Source organism: Pantoea sp. JV6 (genome assembly GCF_025910055.1).
Lineage (GTDB): Bacteria > Pseudomonadota > Gammaproteobacteria > Enterobacterales > Enterobacteriaceae > Pantoea > Pantoea agglomerans.
This window is the reverse complement of record NZ_JAPCIM010000003.1, coordinates 103,297-124,896: the sequence shown is the minus strand read 5'-3', so window position 1 is coordinate 124,896 and position 21,600 is coordinate 103,297. Positions and strand designations below refer to the sequence as shown.

The 21,600-nt window shown below is 52.6% G+C and carries 18 protein-coding genes and 1 pseudogene; 7 read left to right on the top strand and 12 right to left on the bottom strand.

The features are described from left to right. Window positions 1-167 precede the first annotated feature (167 nt). Both OK412_RS04565 and OK412_RS04560 read right to left on the bottom strand, forming a co-directional pair. Window positions 168-3,257, bottom strand: a complete 3,090-nt coding sequence (locus tag OK412_RS04565; protein WP_264352755.1) for an efflux RND transporter permease subunit — start codon at window positions 3,255-3,257, stop codon at window positions 168-170. Then, window positions 3,254-4,363: an efflux RND transporter periplasmic adaptor subunit gene (locus tag OK412_RS04560; RefSeq protein ID WP_264352754.1), complete on the bottom strand. Its 1,110-nt coding sequence runs from the start codon at window positions 4,361-4,363 to the stop codon at window positions 3,254-3,256. The genes OK412_RS04565 and OK412_RS04560 overlap by 4 nt, the downstream gene beginning before the upstream one ends. A gap of 247 nt (window positions 4,364-4,610) precedes the next feature. Between OK412_RS04560 and OK412_RS04555 the strand changes: the two genes are divergently transcribed. Both OK412_RS04555 and OK412_RS04550 read left to right on the top strand, forming a co-directional pair. Further along, the gene (locus tag OK412_RS04555) at window positions 4,611-6,062 is read left to right on the top strand and encodes an efflux transporter outer membrane subunit (RefSeq protein WP_264352752.1); all 1,452 of its coding nucleotides are present in this window, start codon (window positions 4,611-4,613) and stop codon (window positions 6,060-6,062) included. Window positions 6,063-6,164: 102 nt separating this feature from the next. Beyond that, complete coding sequence (locus OK412_RS04550) at window positions 6,165-6,944, top strand: pyrroline-5-carboxylate reductase (RefSeq protein ID WP_264352751.1); 780 nt, start codon at window positions 6,165-6,167, stop codon at window positions 6,942-6,944. Window positions 6,945-7,223: 279 nt separating this feature from the next. On the opposite strand, the gene OK412_RS04545 is transcribed toward OK412_RS04550, so the two are convergent. Beyond that, window positions 7,224-8,270, bottom strand: a complete 1,047-nt coding sequence (locus OK412_RS04545; protein ID WP_264352750.1) for an NAD(P)-dependent oxidoreductase — start codon at window positions 8,268-8,270, stop codon at window positions 7,224-7,226. Between the two features lie 103 nt (window positions 8,271-8,373). On the opposite strand from OK412_RS04545, the pseudogene OK412_RS04540 reads away from it, so the two are divergent. After that, window positions 8,374-8,682 (top strand): annotated as a pseudogene (locus OK412_RS04540) (LysR substrate-binding domain-containing protein); the annotation flags it as partial. A 55-nt stretch (window positions 8,683-8,737) separates the two neighbouring features. Here the strand turns inward: OK412_RS04540 and OK412_RS04535 are convergent. Continuing rightward, on the bottom strand, window positions 8,738-9,688 hold the full coding sequence (locus tag OK412_RS04535) for an AraC family transcriptional regulator (protein WP_031592446.1): 951 nt from the start codon (window positions 9,686-9,688) through the stop codon (window positions 8,738-8,740). 108 nt (window positions 9,689-9,796) lie between these two features. Here OK412_RS04535 and OK412_RS04530 point away from each other — a divergent pair, with 108 nt between their 5' ends. Together OK412_RS04530 and OK412_RS04525 are read left to right on the top strand one after the other, a co-directional pair. Beyond that, window positions 9,797-11,023, top strand: a complete 1,227-nt coding sequence (locus OK412_RS04530; RefSeq protein WP_264352749.1) for an MFS transporter — start codon at window positions 9,797-9,799, stop codon at window positions 11,021-11,023. A 253-nt stretch (window positions 11,024-11,276) separates the two neighbouring features. Then, window positions 11,277-11,717 carry a GNAT family N-acetyltransferase gene (locus OK412_RS04525; protein ID WP_033760268.1) on the top strand — a complete coding sequence of 147 codons (441 nt, stop codon included), beginning with the start codon at window positions 11,277-11,279 and terminating at the stop codon, window positions 11,715-11,717. Between the two features lie 113 nt (window positions 11,718-11,830). Here the strand turns inward: OK412_RS04525 and arsC are convergent, their stop codons facing one another. From arsC to OK412_RS04510, 3 genes are read right to left on the bottom strand one after another with little or no spacing between them, the layout of a single operon-like run. Next, the gene (gene arsC, locus OK412_RS04520; protein WP_245115221.1) at window positions 11,831-12,256 is read right to left on the bottom strand and encodes a glutaredoxin-dependent arsenate reductase; all 426 of its coding nucleotides are present in this window, start codon (window positions 12,254-12,256) and stop codon (window positions 11,831-11,833) included. A 12-nt stretch (window positions 12,257-12,268) separates the two neighbouring features. Continuing rightward, window positions 12,269-13,558, bottom strand: coding sequence for an arsenic transporter (locus tag OK412_RS04515; RefSeq protein ID WP_264352748.1), 1,290 nt, complete (start codon window positions 13,556-13,558; stop codon window positions 12,269-12,271). Between the two features lie 45 nt (window positions 13,559-13,603). Further along, complete coding sequence (locus tag OK412_RS04510; protein ID WP_264352747.1) at window positions 13,604-13,924, bottom strand: transcriptional regulator; 321 nt, start codon at window positions 13,922-13,924, stop codon at window positions 13,604-13,606. Between the two features lie 86 nt (window positions 13,925-14,010). Between OK412_RS04510 and arsH the strand changes: the two genes are divergently transcribed. Continuing rightward, the gene (gene arsH / locus OK412_RS04505; protein WP_031592440.1) at window positions 14,011-14,709 is read left to right on the top strand and encodes an arsenical resistance protein ArsH; all 699 of its coding nucleotides are present in this window, start codon (window positions 14,011-14,013) and stop codon (window positions 14,707-14,709) included. A gap of 146 nt (window positions 14,710-14,855) precedes the next feature. On the opposite strand, the gene OK412_RS04500 is transcribed toward arsH, so the two are convergent. Further along, a complete protein-coding gene (locus tag OK412_RS04500; protein WP_164480419.1) occupies window positions 14,856-16,397 on the bottom strand; it encodes an MFS transporter in 1,542 nt (513 codons plus the stop codon). A 121-nt stretch (window positions 16,398-16,518) separates the two neighbouring features. On the opposite strand from OK412_RS04500, the gene OK412_RS04495 reads away from it, so the two are divergent. Continuing rightward, window positions 16,519-17,409, top strand: coding sequence for a LysR family transcriptional regulator (locus OK412_RS04495; RefSeq protein WP_264352746.1), 891 nt, complete (start codon window positions 16,519-16,521; stop codon window positions 17,407-17,409). A gap of 153 nt (window positions 17,410-17,562) precedes the next feature. On the opposite strand, the gene OK412_RS04490 is transcribed toward OK412_RS04495, so the two are convergent. The 4 genes from OK412_RS04490 to uraH form a co-directional block, all read right to left on the bottom strand. After that, the gene (locus OK412_RS04490; RefSeq protein ID WP_258995926.1) at window positions 17,563-18,717 is read right to left on the bottom strand and encodes a UvrD-helicase domain-containing protein; all 1,155 of its coding nucleotides are present in this window, start codon (window positions 18,715-18,717) and stop codon (window positions 17,563-17,565) included. Continuing rightward, window positions 18,710-20,368, bottom strand: a complete 1,659-nt coding sequence (locus OK412_RS04485) for an ATP-dependent nuclease (RefSeq protein ID WP_258995925.1) — start codon at window positions 20,366-20,368, stop codon at window positions 18,710-18,712. The genes OK412_RS04490 and OK412_RS04485 overlap by 8 nt, the downstream gene beginning before the upstream one ends. Window positions 20,369-20,642: 274 nt before the next feature. Continuing rightward, window positions 20,643-21,134, bottom strand: a complete 492-nt coding sequence (locus OK412_RS04480; RefSeq protein ID WP_264352745.1) for a GlcG/HbpS family heme-binding protein — start codon at window positions 21,132-21,134, stop codon at window positions 20,643-20,645. Window positions 21,135-21,139: 5 nt separating this feature from the next. Next, window positions 21,140-21,550, bottom strand: coding sequence for a hydroxyisourate hydrolase (gene uraH, locus OK412_RS04475; protein WP_061902217.1), 411 nt, complete (start codon window positions 21,548-21,550; stop codon window positions 21,140-21,142). Window positions 21,551-21,600 lie beyond the last annotated feature (50 nt).

The window sequence follows — 21,600 nt, the reverse complement described above, 5'->3', positions numbered from 1 at the left end:
CGCTCCGGGTCATGCCCTGCAACAGGGTCACTGACAATGCCGCAACCGGTCATGACTTTTTGCTTTTGACTTTCAAGAACCATGCGTTAAAACCTCTTCATTCACTTCTCTGGGTTAAAGGGCGTGAATCCCTTATTCAGGAATTCACACCCTTTGCTGCGTCAGCATCAGGTCAGGGCTTTTTTGTCAGCAGGCGTCGGTGTCTCAGGGCGAATTCTGAACCAGATCGCGTACATCGCAGGCAGGAACACCAGCGTAATAACGGTGCCGCCTAACGTGCCGCCAATCAGGGTATATGCCAGGGTTCCCCAGAAGACTGAGTGCGTAAGCGGAATAAATGCCAGTATGGCGGCCATTGCCGTCAGCAACACCGGACGGGCACGTTGTACCGTTGCCTCCACCACCGCATCAAACGGTGCAAGTCCTTCCTGTTCGTTATGGTGAATCTGACCGATCAGGATCAGGGTGTTACGCATCAGGATGCCCGACAGCGCAATCAGGCCAACCAGGGCATTAATGCCAAACGGCTGGTTAAACAGCAGTAACGTAGGCACCACACCAATCAGCCCCAGTGGGGCGGTAAGGAAAACCATCACCATCGCTGACATCGACCGTACCTGCAGAATGATAATCAGCAGCGTCACGGCGATCATTATCGGGAACAGCGGTGCCATCGCTTTCGTCGCTTTACCGGATTCCTCGATAGAGCCCGCCTGCTCAATACGGTATCCAGCCGGAAGTTTGTCGATTACCGGCTGCAGTTCTTTGAGCATGGCGGTGGAGACATCCGGTGGCTGCAGGTGCTCAGCGATATCGCCACGTACCGTAATTGTCGGGGTGCGATCGCGACGACGCAGAATCGGATCTTCCATGCGGACGCCGACTTCCCCTATCTGTGAAAGCGGAACACGCTGACCGGCGGAACCGACTAAGGTAAAGCCCGCTATTTTGGCCGGATCAAGCCGGATGTCGCCCGCCGCGCGTCCCATAACCTGCACAGAGCGGATGTCTTCACGCACCGATGTGATCGGAACGCCTGAAAGCAGGAACTGAAGCTGCTGTGCAACAGCATTTGAGGTCAGGCCCACGGCCTGCAGACGATCCTGATTGAGCGTGAAATGCAGCGTCGGCACCCGCGGGCCCCAGTCCGTATTGACGGTTCTCATCATCGGACTGGCCTGCATCACCGCCTCTACTTTGCCTGCAATAGCGCGCAGCGTGTTCGGATCCGGCCCCATAACGCGATAAGCCACCGGGTAGGGCGAGTAGGGACCAAACACCAGCTGTGTCACGCGGACGCGCGCTTCTGGTGCCAGTCCGTGAGCCGCCGCTTCGCGCAGCCGGAACTTCAGCGCCTCACGCGCCTCCTGGCTGTCCGTCAGCACCACAATTTTTGCAAACGAGGGGTCAGGGAGTTCGGGTGCCATGGCCAGATAAAAACGCGGTGACCCCTGGCCGATATAGGACGTGACGATTTTTGCCTCTTCCTGCTTATGAAGCCACGCTTCGATTTTTGCAGTCGTGGCGCTGGTCTCCTCGATTGAGGTGCCATAAGGCATCTGAACTTCTACCAGCACTTCCGGACGGTCTGAGGTAGGGAAAAACTGTTTTTTAACCAGCCCCATACCGAGAACAGCGACGGTAAAGATGGCAATAACCGATCCTGCTACCAGCCATTTTTTCGCGATAACGCGAGTCAGTACGCGCCGGAAACGATTGTAATGACGGGTGTTGTAGATGGCAGCATGCCCACCCTCGACCGTTTTGATTTTCGGCAGCATTTTCACGCCCAGATAAGGCGTAAAGACCACCGCGACCACCCATGAGGCGATCAGGGCGATGCCCACAATCCAGAACATGTTGCTTGTATATTCGCCGGCGGTGGACTGTGCAAACCCGTTGGGCATAAAGCCCACGGCCGTTACCAGCGTACCCGCCAGCATCGGCGCCGCCGTATGGCTCCAGGCATAGGCGGACGCTTTGATACGGTCGTAGCCTTCCTCCATTTTCACCACCATCATTTCTATGGCGATAATGGCGTCATCCACCAGCAAACCCAGCGCCAGGATCAGGGAACCCAGCGTGATGCGGTCAAAGTTCTTACCGGAAGCCTCCATCACGACAAAAACGACAGCCAGCGTCAGTGGCACGGCGGCGGCGACCACGACGCCCACCCGCCAGCCCATACTGACGAAGCAGACCACCATTACCACCAGCAGGGCGACAAAAAACTTGACCATGAACTCATCAACGGCGGAACTGATGTTGACAGACTGATCGGTAACCTTGGTCAGCGTCATGCCAAGTGGCATACCCTGATTGATTCTGGCCGTTTCCTCATCCAGCGCTTTACCGAGATCCAGACCGTTCCAGCCATCACGCATGATGATGCCCAGCAAAAGAGCCGGTTCGCCCTGGTTACGCACCTTAAAGGTCGCTGGATCTTCGTAACCTCGTTCAACCGTTGCCACGTCCGAGAGACGCAGCGTTCTGCCCTGGGCCACAACAGGCGTTTCGCGGATTTTCTCCAGTTTGTCGAAGGCACCATCAAGACGAATAAAGACCTGGGGTCCGCTGGTATCAATCGAACCGGCAGGGGTCAGAACGTTCTGACTGTTCAGTGCAGAAAAGATATCCTGCGGCGAGATACCGAGCGTGGCCAGCCGGTCATGAGAGAACGAGACAAAAATCCGCTCACTCTGCTCACCAATAATGTTGACCTTTTTTACGCCGGGCACATGCAGAAGCTGCTGGCGCAGCGATTCTGCATCCCGGGCCAGCACGCGCTGTGGCTCCCCCTTCGCCTTAAGCGCAAAGAGCGCAAAGGTAACGTCAGAGAACTCATCGTTAATCATCGGTCCGATCACGCCCGCCGGCAGGCTTTTAGCTTCATCACCCAGCTTTTTACGCGCCTGATAGAATTCCTCCTGCACTTCTGACGGCGGCGTGCTGTCCTGCAGTGACAGCATGGTAAAAGCCAGACCGGGACGGGTGTAGGTCTCACTGCGGTCATACCACTTGAGCTCCTGCAGACGCTTTTCAAGTGGCTCGGCAACCTGATCCTGCATTTCCCGGGCGGTTGCACCCGGCCAGGCAGAGATAATGGTCATCTGCTTGACAGTAAACGGCGGATCTTCAGCCCGTCCGAGTTCGAAGAACGACAGAATACCGGCGACAGTAATCAGAATAATGAGGAACAGGGTGATTGAACGCTCGCGAACCGCAAGCGCGGAGAGGTTGAAACGCCCGCTGCTCATGGCTGACTCCCGGCAGCAGTAGCGCTGTTGGGTGGCGCTATTCGCACTGCTTCACCGTCATGCAGCAGATGTGCCCCCAGCGCGACCACCTGATCGCCCGGCCGAAGGCCACCGGTTACGCTGGCTGCATCGTCCCCCAGGCCGAGCACCTGGACGGATTGCCATGACACTTTGGCCGGCTTGCCTGAAATAGCCCAGACGCCAGCACCTTTGCCCGGGTCATAAATCGCCGCCAGTGGTACCTGTAATACCTGACCGGACATTTTATCTTCTGCTATATGCAGCGTAACGGTGGAGCCGAGCGGCGCGCTGGCTAGCGCGCCTTCAAGCACATACCTTGCTTCAAAAGTCCGCGTTACAGGATCAGCCGCATCGGAAAGGAGACGCAGCCTGGCGGAAACAGACTGCTTTGCTGAACCGTACAGCGTGGCCTGCGCCTCGCTGCCAATTGCCGGCCGCAGCGTCTCGGGCAGTTGTACGATGGCTTCACGCTGGCCTGCTCTCGCCAGTCTGACGACTGGCTGGCCTGCCGCAACGACCTGTCCGGGTTCGGCTAATGTATCCATGACCACGCCGTCCGCATCCGCCAGCAGTACGGCGTAACCTGTTGCATTCCGGGCGACATTGGCCTGTGCCTGAGCAGCGCTGAGTTCGGCCCTGGCCGAATCTGCGGCGGCTTTTATCTGGTCGTAGGCCGATGCAGAAACAGCGCCTGCAGCGACCAGCCCGCGATAACGCGCCTCATCATCCGTTGCCTGTCTGGCGCGAGCCCGCGCAGCCGCAACGGCCTGTGCCTGTGCCTGCGCCTGGAGACTCAGGTCAACCGGATCCAGACGCATTAAGGGCTGACCACGCTTAACGGTCTGGCCGGTATCGACCAGACGCTCAAGAATTTTGCCCTGTACCCGGAAGCCAAGGTCGCTTTGGGTGCGTGCCACAACAACGCCGGTGAACGCGCGGGAGGCATCGGCAGCACTCACCACGGTAGCAGCTCTGACCAGGGGAGGCTGAGTACGCGGATCGTCGGCGCCGGACGGGTCGCCGCAGGCCACCAGGGCCAGCGGCAACAGGCAGAGAGCAAGGGTGGCAGGTTTGAGCCTGGGCATAGGTTACCTTATTCATTAAGCATGACAGTGAACGCATTTTCAGACTGGTGACTATTAATGTCAATAGTCACATTTCAGGGTCAAACACGTTTCTGCCTGAGGCTGATGACAGCGCCGCTGAGGAAGCCGTAAAGCAGAGGCTCAGGTATCTGGTCATTCGGGCAACCGCACCGCAAGGTAGCCAGATTGACAACTAGTGACTATTTGGTAATGTAGTCACAATTCTGGATTATCTCAGGGACTCTTTATGTTCTCCTTACGTACCCTCTCATTGATGGTCAGCTCCGGGCTGCTGGCCGGTTGCGCTGTTGGGCCAGATTATCACCGCCCTGATATGCCCCTGCCGGATCGGTATCAGTCTGCCATGCAGCAGAGAAGCGCAACCCGCCCGGCAAGCTTTGCCGTCTGGTGGGAAGGCTTCAATGACCCTCTGCTGAGTCGGCTGGTTTCGGATGCGCTGGCCCAGAATCTCGATATCGCTCAGGCATCTGCCCGCATGGCGCAGGCGCGTGCAGGTCTGGGCGCCGCAACGGCTGCGCTGCTGCCATCGGGTAATATCAGCGGACAGGCTTCACGGGCTTATCAGTCGGTTGAAACACCGCTGGGGCAGGTTCTCAGTTCGACGCCGGATTACAATCGCTACGGCAATGCTTATGAAACCAACCTTAATGCAGGCTGGGAGATTGACGTCTTCGGTGGCCTGAGGCGCGGCCGCCAGTCAGCTCTGGCTGATTATCAGGCTTCAGAGGCGGGCGTAGCCGCCACCCGTCTTGCGGTTGCTGCCCAGACTGCCGATATCTATATCACTTTGCGCGGATTACAGGCCCGCCTGGCAATTGCTGAGGCTCAGGTCAGAACCCGGCAGGAACTGCTGGAAAAAGTCCAGCTTCTGCACAGCAAAGGAGTGGCTCCCGAATATCAGGTCCGGCAGTCCGAAGGCGAACTGGCGCAGGTTCAGGCAACCGTGCCGGAGCTCCTTACAGGAATAGATGCTGCCATGAATGCACTGGACGTTATGCTCGGTACGCCAGCCGGTACGCATCGCACTGAGCTGACTTCAGCCGGGACCATTCCGCAGGCTCCGCTGATCACATCAACGGGTACGCCTGGCGACCTGCTGCGCCGGAGACCCGATATTATCGTGGCGGAGCGTCATCTCGCTGCCTCAAGTGCGCGTATCGGTGTCGCCATCAGCGAGTATTATCCGAAGTTCTCACTCAGTGCCTTACTCGGCAGCGCAACAGCTGTGTCGGGGGATAACCTCTTCTCCAGCGGTGCCAGCCAGTGGGCAGGCGTGCTGGGACTCCGCTGGCGGCTCTTTGATTTTGGCCGCATCAATGCTCAGATAGATCAGGCTAAGGGGCAGGAAGCGGAAGCGCTTGCTGCCTATCGTCTGTCTGTATTGCGTGCCACTGAAGATGTCGAAAATGCCTTCTCCGCGCTGGTCAACCGAGAAAATCAGACCGCAACCCTGGTCAAAGGTGAAGCATCCCTTGCCAGTGCCCGCCAGTCGTCTTTTGTCGCCTTCCGGCAGGGAACGGCAAGCCTGATAGACGTCCTTCACAATGATGAAACACTTTTACAGATTTCTGATGCCAGAGCACAGGCGCAGACAGAGTCTGCCCGCGCCGCTGTCGCGACATTCAGGGCACTGGGAGGCGGCTGGCAGCCGTCAGAAACCGATAAAAAGGCGCTTTAAGAGCAGTAAACTTCGATGTGCCTCACTACACACCGGGTCAAAGGCATCGCTGATCTTGCACCGTTGAAAACATGACGAAATGGAACTGATGGCGGGGGACGGATGAAAAGGATCGGTATTCTGGATGTGGATGCGTTAACTGAAAAACTGGTACGGGGGCTGTTTCGTGCCGAACCGGATTCACAGATATTTCTTTTTTGTGGAAACAACGAACGTGCGCGAAAACTTTCAGTAGATCTGCCCTGCTGGACGCTGGATAGTTACCAGGATGTCGTCGATGAAGTTGATGTCATTATTCTCGGCGGGGAATATCATTATCTGAAGAGAATAGCGCCTCAGATACAGTTACGCTGTCCGCAAACCCTGATTTCTCTTGTACCGGCTATTTCCACTCAGAAGCTGCGTGATTTATTCAGACATACTGACTGTGTCAGGCTGATGCTCGCCTTCGCCGCTGAAATTAACCAATCGAGTGTGCTCCTGACGCCTGCCGATAATGATATTCAGGCCCTGTTTAACCGGCTAGGCCAGCTAACCGTTTTTACCGATGAATCAGAATTTGATTTGGCTACGGCCAGCATGGGTATGAACAGCTGGTTCTACTTCCTCGCAGAAGGTTTGCAAAGCTGGTTTGTGCAGAAAGGGCTGACAGAGGATATAGCCCGACTGCTGGTACTCAACGGCTTCAGGGACTTCGTGGAATATGCAGACTATAAGAATTCTGCGGGTCTGGATGAGCTGGGTAAAGAAATTGCACTATCCGGCCTTTATAAACTTGAGGGACTTGAAGTTCTTGCGCAGATGCAGGTTCTTGAACCGTGGCATAACGCCTCTGATACGGTTTTATCGATGATAAAAGAAAATAAGCCACCCTGGAAATGAATCAGGACAACTCATCATCTCCGCTGGATGTATTACCTCTGACAGATATCCGCATGCGTCCAGGTAAATATCTGAGGGACAGCATGGCATCATTCAGGGGTGAATATCTTAATGGTGGTAAGCCTGTTAGAGATTTTCCGTCTGCCTGATGAACTTTGCCCTGTACAGGCTGTGTTCCGAATAACCTTCTCGCCGAATCCACCAGGTTAACGCTTTGCAGAGCAGAGAGTTCTTAATCGTGACTTTCAGTAATACCAACCGGCTCTTAAGCCTGTTTAACTATTTTTCTGCACCTGTTGCCAGTCTGGACAGAATACCCTGCTGAACTCTGAGAGCAGAAGTCAGTAGGGCAGTTTCCGTTGTGCCCGCGATATGGGGAGTGAGAAGCGCATGTTCTGATTCCTGTAATGGAGAATAAAAGGGCTCGCGCTCGACTTCGAAGGTGTCCAGAGCGACACCTGAAATCCATCCCGGATGTTGCTTCATAAAAGCTGCAAGGGCCGCCTCATCAATCAGTCCGCCTCGGGACATGTTGAGTAAATACGCCCCTTTTCTGATACAGGGAAGGACCGATGCGTTGAGCATATGATGAGTATCAGCGTTCAAAGGCAGGTGAAGAGAGATCACGTCATTCCCGCTGAGCAAAGCCAGCAGGTCATCAGCTCTCATGACGCCAAGCTCATCCGCATCTTTATCCGTGAAGCGGGAACTACCCAGAACGGTAACCGGGCATTGAAAAGGTTTCAGCAGTGCAATCAGCGCCCTGGATATAGCACCACTGCCTGCCAGCCCAACAGAGATATCACTTAACGAGCGCGCAGGAGGCCGTGCTGACTTACTCCAGTGGCCTCTTCGCATCTGATCCTGATGCCAGTTAGTCTGGCGCAGCAGGGCGAGCATCTGTAGCAAGGTGAATTCAGCAACAGCTGTTGCGTTTGCTCCAGGTGTATTAAAAACATCAATTCCAAGTTCTTCAGCAGCGCCGGTATCAATATGATTCAGGCCGACTCCTGCCTGACCAATAACCTTTAACCGTGAAGCAAGGTCTTCAGCGGTTAGTGCGCATAGTAACTCTTTCCTCAGAGGTACGTTTTTCCTGAGTTTAATCGCATCGAATCCCCCAAATTGCCGTGCAACCGCCAGAATCTCTCCCTCATCGTGGATATTAATACTCACGCTTTCAAAATGCCGGTGCGCCTGGTATGCGTGACAACCGTTTTGCGGCAGGTTGACGATAAGCGCGATCTCCGGAGAAATGTAACCTGCTATTTCTTTTATTGATAACTCATCAGGAAGAACATCCAGCAGCATAATTCTACGTTTCATTTTTTGATCCTTAATTTTGAAAAAGTATGCACTAATCTATAAGGGCCAGGCGTCCACTACTTCTCAGTGAGTGGTATGGGAAAGCGCCTTGCGGCGATCGATCCGCTTCTCACATACCGGTAAGCTTGAGAAATGGCCATTGCGCAATGCCGATAATCTGAATCTTCCCGTCACGATGGTGTGCAATAACATAGAAACGCGCGTCTGCTTTGCCCTGCGAGGGTTGGGAATTGCCAGCCTGCCGGATTTTGCTGTCCGTGATTTGGTTGCAAATGGCACTCTTGTGCCAGTACTCAATGAATTTGTTGAGTGGCAGGGTACTTTTCACATCCTGTGGCCTGCCAGTAAACACGTCTCACCAAAGATCCGTGCACTGGTCGATTTTTTCACGCAGCGGGTGCTGAAGCCGTAATTCTGAGTAAATGAGCTTAAATAATTTGATGCACTAAGCCTGGGATAAAACCCCATTAGCTAAGCAAACGAACCGCGCCTGGAGACTTGCCCGTTACACGCTTAAAAGCCCGGCTGAAAGCAGCCTGAGAGGAGTATCCTAACCGTTGCGATGCGGTGTCGACGGTAATGTTTTCTGACGACAGCCAGCGGACAGCGAGATGCATCTTTACTTCTGTTGCATACCGTAGCGGTGGGACGCCGATGGTGGTCTGAAACCTTTCGGCGAATGCGGAGCGGGATATATGCGATTCGGCGGCGAGTTCTGCCACGCTCCAGTCCCGACCCGGTTCGCGATGAATCGCCAGGATGGCCTGAGCCAGACGCGGATCGCGCAGTGCTGCAGCCAGGCCAGGGCTATTGCCGCAACCATCTTCCACCCATCCTCTGATAAACATCGCTCCAGCCACATCGGCAAGCCTGGCGAGAATACCTGCATAGCCCACGCGTCCGGAGCATATCTCACGCTTCATCGCATCAAGGATATGCATGAGTCCCGGCCACTGAATCCCCTTTGCATCGGCATGCATAATTTCAGGCAGCACATCCGCCAGCCGCTGCATGCTTCCCAGATCAATTTTCATACAACCAAAAAACAGCACAGCGCCTGGCGTTTCCTGGGTACTCGGGCAGGTATCAATGCCACTCACTTTTTCATCCAGTGGTGCCGTTTCAATATTGTCGATATCCAGCACGTCGGCGGCTGTTGCCGACAAAAGCTGATGCCGTTCGCCGTGGGGAAGAAATACAGCCTCTCCGGCCGAAAGCGTAAGAACTTCGCCGTTTGCACTATGAAGCACCATCTCCCCTACAGCGACGTAGTGCAGATAAGCATGACCGGGCCTGCTTGCGAAGTTCAGGCCAAACGTATCTCCCGTCTGGATACGCTGATATCGCACGCCGTATAGCCGCAGGCCGGAAAGCAACTCGCTGATGAGTTCTGATGACAGAGCGAAGGATGAAGTCATATGCCTTTCCGGGTTTTGGGTAAAAAAGTGAGGGTTTTAGAGCATAGATCATCCAGCTGCGCCTGAATAGACTTCTTCTCCTGAAACGACTTTCCAGGAGACTTAGAAATGACGGATGAAACTTCTATCAGGGTTCACAAAGAAAGAGTGCAAAGAGATGAGAAAATCCAGCCAGCCTGGCTTGCGGTTTTTTCGTTAACCATGGGTGTTTTTGGCCTGCTCACCGCAGAGTACCTGCCTGCCAGCTTATTAACGCCTATAGCCCGGGATTTGGGTGTGTCAGAGTCTCTAGCAGGACAGGCCGTAACAGTGACGGCAGTGATTGCGTTATTTGCCGGATTACTGATACCGCGATTAACGCGTGCGCTGGACCGGCGCCTCGTGTTGTTGAGCTTCACTGCCCTTATGATCTTCTCAAATCTGCTCGTGGCGCTCTCTTCAGGTATTGTCATGCTGCTGGCAATGCGCATCCTGCTGGGTATTGCGTTGGGTGGATTCTGGAGTATGGCAGCGGCGGTTGCGATGAGGCTAGTGCCGGAGAGGCTGGTACCGCGGGCGCTGTCGATCATTTTTAGTGGAATCGCTGTAGGTACTGTTGTTGCCGTACCGCTGGGAAGTTATCTGGGCGAGATGTCTGGCTGGCGTAGCGCGTTTATTGCCGCTGCTGCGGTTGGCGCAATCTCTTTCATTTTTCAGTGGCTGACCCTGCCCGGAATGCCGCCGGTAGTCAGGACCAGGACGGCATCCGTATTTTCTCTGCTCCAGAGGCCGGGCGTGAGCGTGGGCATGCTGGGGTGCGTGCTCGCACACACCGGCCAGTATGCGCTGTTTACCTATATACGGCCTGCGCTGGAAGGACTCGCACACATAGACGCAAAAGGGCTGGCGTTAATACTTCTGGTGTTTGGCATTGCTAACTTTATCGGGACACTGTCGGCAGGATGGCTGATGGAACGCAGCCTGCGTTTTACGCTGATTATTATGCCTGCTCTGGTGGGAGCAGCGGCACTGGGTATGATCACTCTGCCGTTATCAATCGCCGGGCTTACGGCGCTGGTCATGCTGTGGGGGCTGGCATTTGGTGGCATACCGGTGGCGTGGTCAGGTTGGGTCGCCCGGACTCTTCCCGATGAGGCCGAGAGCGCAGGGGGTATGGTGGTCGCCGCCGTCCAATCCTCCATTGCCGCGGGTGCAGCAATAGGTGGCCTGATATATGGCCTCAACGGGGTGACGGGGGTATTCATTACAGCTGCCTGTATCATGCTTACTGCCGCGCTGGTTATTGCATTCCGGGTCAGGGTCTCGCCATCAGCTGAAGGAACGCAAAGCATATAATTTCAGTGGCATTTTAATATGTTGGGACACCTCAATCGAACAGCTTAACATCCCCGGACCGCACAGCGTTCCGGGCCTGCTGGCTGAGTCTGTTGGCAAAGGGGCGGGTTAACTGCAGAAGCTGGTTAAAATGCGTTTTGAGCGAGGAACGGAAAATAAATAGCAGGCATCTCATTGACGGTTCTGTGGCTCCTAAGAGGATCTGAATTCATTATCATCAGGATTTAGCTTTGTCATACATGGAGTAAGTCTTATGAGTATAGGTATAAGGCCAGCACAACTTTCTGATGTTGATGGAATTTTCTCAGTCCGAACATCTGTTACGGAGAATCATCTGAGCCGCGAAGAAATGCGAAGAATGGGGATCACAGAAAGCGTCGTGGGCGATATGATCAAAAACGACCATTGTGCATGGGTTGCCTGTGATAATGACGAAATTATCGGTTTTTCAATGATTTTAAAGGATAAAGGCTGCCTTTATGGTCTTTTTGTTCTTCCTGAATACGAAAGCAGAGGTATAGGTCGCAGACTCACTATGCTTGCGGAACAGGAGTTATTCAGACATCACGAAATTGCCTGGCTGGAAACCGATGAAAACAGCCGTGCGGCAAAATTTTACATGCAACTCGGCTGGGGTAATAAAGCAAATCTGGATGGCACTTTCATCCGGTTAGAAAAGCAACGTGATAGTTGATCTTCTTCATCTCTCATCGAGTTCCGCTTTTGCACGCAGAAGACCTGCGCTCTGGAAGGGCCGCTATGAGCGAGAAGCGGACGCCCGGTGTCCGCTAATGTGAACTCGCCAGGTTACTTAAACCGTCTCCCTGCCTCATCAGTCACCTTTTCTCCATCCTCTTTGGTGAAAGAACCTTTCTGACCTTCAGGGAGAATATCCAGCACAATTTCTGAGGGACGGCAAAGTCGTGTCCCTAACGGTGACACTACTACCGGCCTGTTAATCAGGATCGGGTGCTGAAGCATAAAATCGATCAACTGCGCATCAGAAAATTTATCTTCATCCAGACCCAATCGCTCATAAGGCTCAACATTCTTACGCAGCAATGCACGTACAGAAATCCCCATTTCTGAAATCAGCCTGGTAAGCTCTTCTCGTGTCGGTGGCGTATCGAGATAATAAATAATTGTTGGTTCGTTGCCGCTGTTACGGATCATCTCCAGCGTGTTACGTGAGGTGCCACAGGCCGGGTTATGATAGATGGTAATATTGCGCATATCAGTATCTCATTACAAAGTGACAGAGAGCCGCCATACCAGCGCGGCCAGAGTAACGAACAGCACGGGCAGGGTCATAATTATGCCTGTCCGGAAGTAATATCCCCAGGTAATGCTCATGTTTTTCTGTGCCAGTACATGCAGCCACAGCAGGGTTGCCAGACTCCCGATTGGGGTAATTTTGGGACCTAAATCGCAGCCAATCACATTGGCGTAAATCATTGCTTCTCTGACGACGCCAGTCGCAGTACTCCCGTCCATGGACAGCGCACCAATCAGCACCGTCGGCATATTGTTCATCACCGACGACATGAAGGCAGTCAGGAAGCCGGTGCCGAACGTGGCAGCCCATAAACCGTTGTCTGCCAGCATATTGAGTACGGCAGAAAGATACTCAGTGAGTCCGGCATTACGCAGGCCATAGACGACCAGATACATACCCAGCGAGAAAATCACGATCTGCCAGGGCGCACCACGAAGCACTTTCCCGGTATTAATGGCCTGGCCCCTCTTTGCCACCACGAACAGCACCGCTGCGCCAACTGCTGCTATAGCGCTGACAGGGATCCCCAGCGGCTCAAGAACAAAGAAACCGACCAGCAGGAACAGCAGAACAATCCAGCCAGCCCTGAACGTCGCAGGATCCTTAATCGCACTGCCAGGAATCTTCAGCAGTGAGACGTCATATCTGGCAGGGATATCGCGGCGGAAGAAGAGATGCAGCATGACCAGCGTGGCAGCAATGGCTGCCAGATTCACAGGAACCATCACGGAGGCGTACTGTGTAAAGCCCAGGCCAAAGAAATCCGCCGAGACAATATTTACCAGGTTAGAGACAATCAGCGGCAGGCTGGCGGTATCAGCGATGAATCCTGCAGCCATGACAAATGCCAGTGTCGTTCCCTGGCTGAACCCCAGAGCGAGCAGCATCGCAATCACAATCGGTGTCAGTATCAGTGCTGCTCCATCGTTAGCAAACAGCGCAGCAACAGCAGCGCCAAGCAGTACTATCCACGTAAACAACAGGCGACCGCGCCCGTTACCCCAGCGGGAAACATGCAGTGCGGCCCATTCAAAGAAACCAGACTCATCGAGCAGCAGGCTGATGACGATTACCGCAATGAACGCCGCTGTTGCATTCCAGACGATATTCCAGACGACAGGGATATCTTCAAAGTGGATGACTCCCGTTCCCAGCGCCAGCACGGCTCCGATACTTGCGCTCCAGCCAATGCTGAGGCCTCTGGGCTGCCAGATGACCAGGACCAGCGTGAGTATAAAGATACTTCCTGCCAGAAACATGCTCAGACTCCTTTATATATGCTTATGTGTATGTGATTAAGCTTGTCAGCAAGAAGTACATGCGGATTTTTCCAGTCGTCCACGCACATCATCGCGCAGGCAGTGCCATGCCGTCGTTATCGTCTCGCCGGCCCATGCGGGCATGTGGGGTGAGAGACGGTAGTGAATCCATTTCCCTTCCCGACGGTCCAGTACCAGTTCAGCCTCACGCAGGATAGCCATGTGACGGGAAATTTTAGGCTGTGATTCAGTGGTAGCCGCACATATATCGCATACGCACAGTTCGCCCGATTCCCGGAGAAGCATGACAATTGCGAGCCGGGTTTCATCCGACAGGATCTTAAAAAGCTGAACAGGCTGTAGCATTTATTACTCCATTCCCTTTAGAATACATATATGTTAAATCATATGTGTTTATTTTGAAATCACCAGAGCCACCCGAAGGAGAAAAAATGGAGCACTTTCCTGCCCTGAACGCTGATTGCTTCGATCAGCATATTGCTGAACGTCTGCAGCTCCATGAGCCGCCACGCATTCTGATTCTGTATGGCTCGGTAAGAGAGCGTTCTTACAGTCGTTTTACAGCAGAGGAAGCAGGTCGCCTGCTGGAGGCGATGGGAGCGGAGGTCAGACTGTTTAACCCTTCAGGTTTACCCCTGCCGGACGACGCCCCGGATACGCACCCAAAAGTCACCGAGTTGCGCGGGTTGGTCAGGTGGTGTGACGGGATGGTGTGGAGTTCCCCGGAGCGGCATGGGGCAATGAGTGCCGTGATGAAGGCACAAATCGACTGGATTCCCTTAAGCGAAGGGGCCGTTCGCCCATCCCAGGGAAAAACTCTGGCGGTCATGCAGGTATGCGGCGGTTCGCAATCTTTCAATGCCGTGAACCAGATGCGAATTCTGGGACGCTGGATGCGGATGTTTACGATCCCCAACCAGTCTTCAGTGGCCAAAGCGTGGCAGGAATTTGATGAGAACGGGAGAATGAAACCCTCGTCCTGGTATGACCGTATCGTCGATGTCGCCGAAGAGTTGTTTAAAATCACCCTTATACTCAAGGGACAGACCGGTTACCTTGCCGATCGCTACAGTGAACGAAAAGAGAGCCATGAGGAGCTTTCATCCCGCGTTAATCAAGACAAAATATGACGTTCCTGTTTTCATGAATTCATGCTGTGTGAACTCAACAACGTCCGCTCCTGGCATAGAGTGGTCTGACATCGGATAATGCGCGCTATGAGCGAAAAGCGAACGTGATGAAATGAACGCTTACGACCTTATTCGATCAGGATTTTTCACTCATCTCTGGCCAGCGTATTGCCTGCAGCACAGCCCTGCCTCTGCCGACCCAGCGTGATCCAGACCATCAGCGCGCAAATCAGCGTGACAGCAGCCAGAACTCTAAAAAGAAACGTATACGCAGTGTCATAACTGTCCTGAAGCAATAATCGTGAAATACCGGGTAACATCGCAGCGGCCTGCTCAGTACTGCCGCCCCCCAGCCATGCGGCAGCCTGGTGAATGACCTCTGGCGCATACCCGTGAACGGTGTTTTTCAGATTCAAATCATTCATTTCTGTTAAAAATGCTGACGCCATCGCCAGAGCGATCCCTTCTCCGGCAACGCGAACGGTATTAAAGAGGCCTGCGGCCATGCCCGCTTTCTCCACAGATACAGCTGAAAGTGCCAGACCATCCATCAGTCCCCATGGAAGCGCAGCGCCGGTACCCGTCATAATCAGTGAAAGCACAAGAAAATTACTGCTGTTACCCGGTAGTGCGTATCCGAGGAAAAGCAGCCCGACTGATGCGATAATAAGTCCCGCAGCTGAAACGGTTCCCGGAGAAAACCACCTTGTCAGCAGTGCCGCAATGGACGGGAAAACCAGCATTGGAGATGTCAGCGCCATAAGATAAAAAGCGCTCCGGGACTCACTCATCCCGTCACCGCCCATAAAATGCAGCGGAATAATAATCAGCAGCACAACATAGCAATAGCATGTTGCTATCGGCAGTAGCAGAACGCCGGCAAAGCGCGGGCGCAGCAGCAGAGAGATATCCAGAACAGGATTTTCAACCCCCAGGCAACGCACTACAAACCCGCTGAAAAGCAGCATGGCGGAAATGAAAAGGGCGAGTGTGGGAAACGATAAAAACCCAAAGGCAGGTATAAGCATCACCGCTGATGTAAATAACATCAGGGCTGCAGTAAACATGATTAATCCTGTGCCGTCTGGTTTCTGATGTCCGCTCTCTTCTGATGCTGGCAGAAACGCAGCACCGGTCAAAAGTACAATGCCTGAAAGCAGAGCTAACATGGCATACAACCATCTCCAGCCCAAAGCATCCGTAATGAAACCCATCAACACAGGGCCGAACGCCAGGCCCACGCCAAACATAGTGCCAAGTATGCTGAAGGCCCGTGTCCTGTCCGGACCTTCATAGAGACGGGCCAGTGCGGCGCTGCCGCTGGCCAATATCAAGGCCGCCGCAAGACCCTGCAGTGACCTGAACAACCCAGCCATAAAGATATCCTGTGTCAGGCAGATCATAACGCTGCTCAGGCAAAACAGGGCTGAGCCTGCGGTAAAAATGCGCTTTCTGCCAGTAACATCCGCAGCAACACCGGCTGACAACAAAAAACTGCCGAAAGTCAGCATAAATCCATTCGTCAGCCATGACAGCGCGGCAGGCGAGCCGCCAAGAGCCTGTTGTATTGCCGGCGTGGAGATTACACCACCGGTAAAGCTTAACGGCAGCAATATAGCCGCCAGATAGACAGAAAAGGCTGCCATATTCCTGGCCATTGGACTGGGTGTTCTGGCTGAAGTTGCCATTGGGTGACCTTATGTTTCCGAAAAGCGGATGGGTTAACAAACTTCAGTAATGTTATTGCAGACATAAGAGTGAATAAATACACTGAAAATCTCTTCTTAACGGACATTAAGTTTATAATCAATGGACAGTCTGACCTCTCTTACTTCGTTTGTCCGGACAGCGGAGACGCTAAGTTTTGTACAGGCCGCAAGGCTGCTTGGGATTTCTGCCTCAGCGGTCGGGAAGAATGTCGCCAGACTTGAGCATAAACTGGGCGTACGTCTCTTAAACCGCAGCACCAGAAACGTGAGTCTGACAGCGGAAGGGGCTGCTTTATTAATCCGGTGCCAGCATATCCTTGAGCAATTACAGGAGGCGGAGTCAGAACTGACGAGCAGCTTAGCGCAGCCTGCCGGGAAGCTCAGGGTTTCACTTCCTGTCATTGGCTACAGGTTAATCCTTCCTCTTCTGCCGGACTTTTCCCGCCGTTATCCTCATGTAGAACTCGATCTCGATTTCAGCGACCGGCTGGTAAACATCATTGATGAAGGATTTGATGTAGGCATACGAAGCGGTGAACTGACGGACTCCCGACTGAAATCTAAAAAGGTTGGTGATTTTCGTTTTGTGCTCTGCGCCAGCCCTGCCTATTTGAATGAGTATGGCGTACCCGGCTCGCCAGCGGATTTAACGATGCACAGGTGCATTTCTTTTCGTTTTCCCTCAACCGGGCTGCTCCAGCCCTGGGAACTGCGCGGTATGTGCCCGGGTGCTGATTTGAGGACAGCCTCTGTTCTGACCGTAAATAATATAGAGGCTTCTGTTCGCCTGAGCCTGTCAGGTATGGGGATTTGCTATGTGCCCGGTTTTGTCGTTCGCGAATCTTTGAACACGGGGCAACTGAAAGAGGTATTGCCAGGTAGCTGTACCAGACAGGGGGTTTTCTCGGCACTCTGGCCAGCCAGCCGGTATCTCTCACCGAGAATACGCTGCTTTGTTGATTTTATTGGTGAGTCCGGCCTGTCTCTGTAATCTGTACCAGGCAGTTAATGCTTTCTGAAATCGTATGCACTTTTATGCTTATCTTAAAATCATGAACGTCCGCTCCTGGCACGAAGCGGACGCGCGCGTCAGGTCCGCTATGAGCGAAAAGCGGGCATTAAATGGTTAGACGTTAGCATCGACTTATACAGGTCTAACCCAATGCGGCAGCTTTATATTTATAATATGCTCTTCCTCAACGACAAACGCCAGGCTGTAACGAGCTCGGGTAATGGCCACGTACAGCTTGTTTCTAGATTCTTCCGTTTTATCTTTATCGAACACATTAAGGTCACCACTCAGATACTTGAGATGTTTCTCCGGTGAAATAATCAGTACGCGGTCAAAACCGAGACCTTTACAGGAGCCGAAGGTGTGACAGGTTAGATCTGGTGGCAAATAGCCTTTTCCCATGCGCGATGACCATCGCAAAATTTGAGGTTTGAACATATCGAGATAATCGTTCACCTGAGATGGTTTGATGAGAAAACCACCGCAGTGATGGAGCATCTCAGCAGGAACTACTCCCACATCTGATTGCGTTTGTTTATAAATACCGGGATGAATGGTATCCGAGAGATCGCAGATTTCCTGGATACATCTGCGATTCTTTGCCAGCGAGAACGGACTAAAATTGAGGTCTTTGAAGTATTGAATCTTTTGCTCAGGTGTTTCCGGTGCCTTATGGCCGAATGTGGTCGTGTAAATAGTTTGACGAAAATCGCCTACACAGCAAATAGAGTCGTGCATTGCCTTACTGAGTGCTTTGATAACGTCAAAATCCCATCCAACCAAATCCTGAACCTCATCGAAAAAGATCCTCTGATAAATCTCTTTCAATCTGTTAGCGGGGGCATTCTTTGTTGAAGCGGAGATTCTTGTTGCCAGCTTAGCCAGCAGTCCAGTGTAAGCTTTGGTTTTGCACGGCGTCAGATAATGAAGAGGATTCAGCGCCCCATTAATTTTCTCCCCTCTTTTGGGATACCATTTCCTCGTACTTGGTATCAGGTGAGGATTATGCTCGGTGAATATTGTAGAAGTGATCCGATCTGGAAACATGGCCGTTTGATAAGGTCTCACTAAGTCTTCCAGGTAAAATGAAAACAGGCCTTTCACAACAAAATCATCGCTATGTTTGCCGTACAATTCCACAAAGCGAGAACGGAGTTCTGCCTGGTTGTTCATGGTGTAGGTGACGACCAATACGCGTCCACCCGCCTTTAAGACTTCAATGGCATCCTCAATGACTTTTTGGGTTTTTCCTGATCCTGCACCGGCAATCCAGAATTCATTAGGCAAAGTTGAACACCTCATCGAGGAAAGGTGGATACCTGAAATTCAGGGTGCCATCGAACAGCTTGATAGCTGAATCGACCTTGCGGGCGCCCTTACCGTTTCCCTGGACGCTTCGGAACCAGTCGATCAGAAAGTCGCGTCGCTTATCTAAGTCGACTACTTTATCGTAGAGGTTAAACGTCTGTGTCGATAACACCTCTTTAGCGAAAGCGTCCAGCGTAACCAAGTCGGTGGCATTGGCATATATCATCGCAGGTTCAAGCGAAAACTCCTCATTTTTGGCAGAGGAAACAAGTTTGATATTGGGATAGGCCGCATAATCGACACGCACTTTCACGACGTTTTCATCATAGTCGCCATCGTTATCTCTGAGGACGTTTATCCGGGTACCAATTTCCATACCCACGGAGATGAACGTATTAAACCCGACTCCGCGCACGACGATGATATCAATACCATCCTGCTCTGGCAGGCGGTTGTGCTTGCGGTAGTAAATCTTCTTGAGTACTAACTCGTCAGACGGCCCCTCGACAAGGATGACTTTGTGGGACAGTGCCACGCGCAATGTGTCATAGCCCGGTAAGCGCTTTAAGGTTTTGACCACTGCAGGGGCAAGTTTATGCAGACGTTTGTATCCCGACTGAACCAAGCAGATTTTATCAATGCTCAGCTTGTTGAGCACATACGAGCTATGAGTGGTAAGGAAGAGTTGTTTGTCTCCCCGCTGATTTTCAATGTAGTGAACCAGCTTATTGAGGTTAGTGTGAGAAAGGTGATTTTCGGGCTCCTCCATCATCACCAAATCGATATCCTTCGACTTGTTCTGAATCGCGAGCTTGATCTGCACATTACTCTGCTCACCCTTGCCAATGAACTGGAAAGGGACACCATCTACTTCAAGTTGAAGGCTGGTCTGAATAGATCCCGCAGGTAAAGTGCTTGCGGCAATGGACAGCTTTTTTTCTGTGATCAAGTGGTCCGTATCCAGACCGGTGTTGACTGTCCTGACCTCACCTGAGTTGTTAAAAACCTGCTGATTCTCACGATAATTGAGGGTCAGCTTAACCAGTTCTTCTTTCTTTAAAGCGGTATTCAGTATGGTAGAGATATACTGATTCTTACCCAGTGTGGGGTGGATACGAGTTGGGTCGATGTATAACGCCCTGAATTTCTTAGCTACGGCTTTAATAGGATTCCATCCGAAATCCAGCCATTCCAGCTTGTAGAATTCGATCGGGATACTCGTAATGTGTGGATTTGTCAGTAAGTGGTCGGCGTAAACGTCCTTGAGTGTGTCATCAAAGCGCACCAGCACCGTCATCCCTTGAGCATCGGCTTTAAGGAAATTATTTGTACCCCGGTATTCAGGCACCCCTTCAAGGAATGCCTCTATCGCCAAGACAGGCAGGTGCGTGGCCGATTTATCAGAAGCCAAAAAAAGCTGCACTGCATCCTTATTAAAAATGTCTGGCGTAAACTCGTTGTTGAAGGGGCGGCCCCGATAGTTGTAATTCAGTACGATTTCCAGGGCTTCCAGAATAGTACTTTTACCGGCGTTGTTATCACCTACAAAGATATTTACATCATCGTTGAACTCAAAATGTTCATCTTTGAATTTCTTGAAATTGGTAAGCTTAATCGATTTAACGCGCACTCTAAGTCCCTCAAGATGCTGTCCAATAATACCTCTTAAAGACATTAACTCGCCGATATACCTGTGTCCACATGCAGGCTCGTTGTCCCCTTAAATCCTGCATGCACTGAAGTGGTCGACATAAATAGGCCAAGATATGAGAGCTGTTCTTGGACAACTTAAAGTCCGCTTCTGGCACAAAGCAGCCGTTCTGGCGGCGACTTATCTAAACAACATGGGGAACAGTTTATTCCCCATGTATGGCAGGAATATACCCGCCGCGTGTTCATCATGATTACGGTTGCTTGTTGTTACCCAGCACTTTGTTAATCGCTTCGGTCCCACATTGATCGTCGGATTCCGCGCCGCCGGTGCCCGCCATGCCGATAGCGCCGATCCACTGGCCGCGATATTGCACCGGCACGCCGCCGCCAAGCAGCAATAGCTCATTAACCGTATTCAGGTTGACGCTTTCCGGTGAGGATTGCGCCTTTATGGTCAGTTGTCTGGTTGGCGTTTTGGTGGAGAGCGCAGTAAACGCTTTACGCCATGCCGCCTGAGTGTTGTGCGGCCCCACGTTGTCATCCCGCATCAGCGTGACCAGATTTCCACCCCGATCTACCACGGCGACTACGCCTTGACGATTCATATTATGGCAGGCGGACAAGGCCTCCGTTGCCAGTTGATTACTCAGCGCCTGCGTCATGTCATAGACGGAGGCTGGCTCAGCAGCGAGCGCCACGGCAGGTCCGGTAGTCAGCATCAATGCCAGCAGTAAACGTTTCATTTATTTCAGCTCCCGCGATAGGTGGAATATCCGTACTGGCTCAGCAGCAACGGAATGTGATAGGTGGTCGTGGTATTGGTGATATGGAACTCCACCGGGATTTCGGGGAAGAAACTCTGCTGTTGATGTGCCGCAAAATAGTGACCGGTTTTAAAAATCACCCGATAGTCTCCCGCCTCAAAGGGCTTTGCTGGCCAAAGGGCATCAATCCGACCCTGCTGATTAGTATTGGCGGTATTCAGTACTTTCCAGCTTTCTCCCTGTTTCTGCTCAAGCATTACCTCAACCTCTGAGGCCGGCAGCCCGGTCTGCTGGTTCAGCACGTGAACGCTCAGCGGATTTTTACTGGCCGCGAAGGTGACCGCGGGGACGGCAAGCAGCGTGGAGAGGGCCAGGGCAGTGAGACTCTTTTTCATTTTTTAATACTCCGGTGTTAATCACCCCGCTGTTATACCTGTACTGTTGT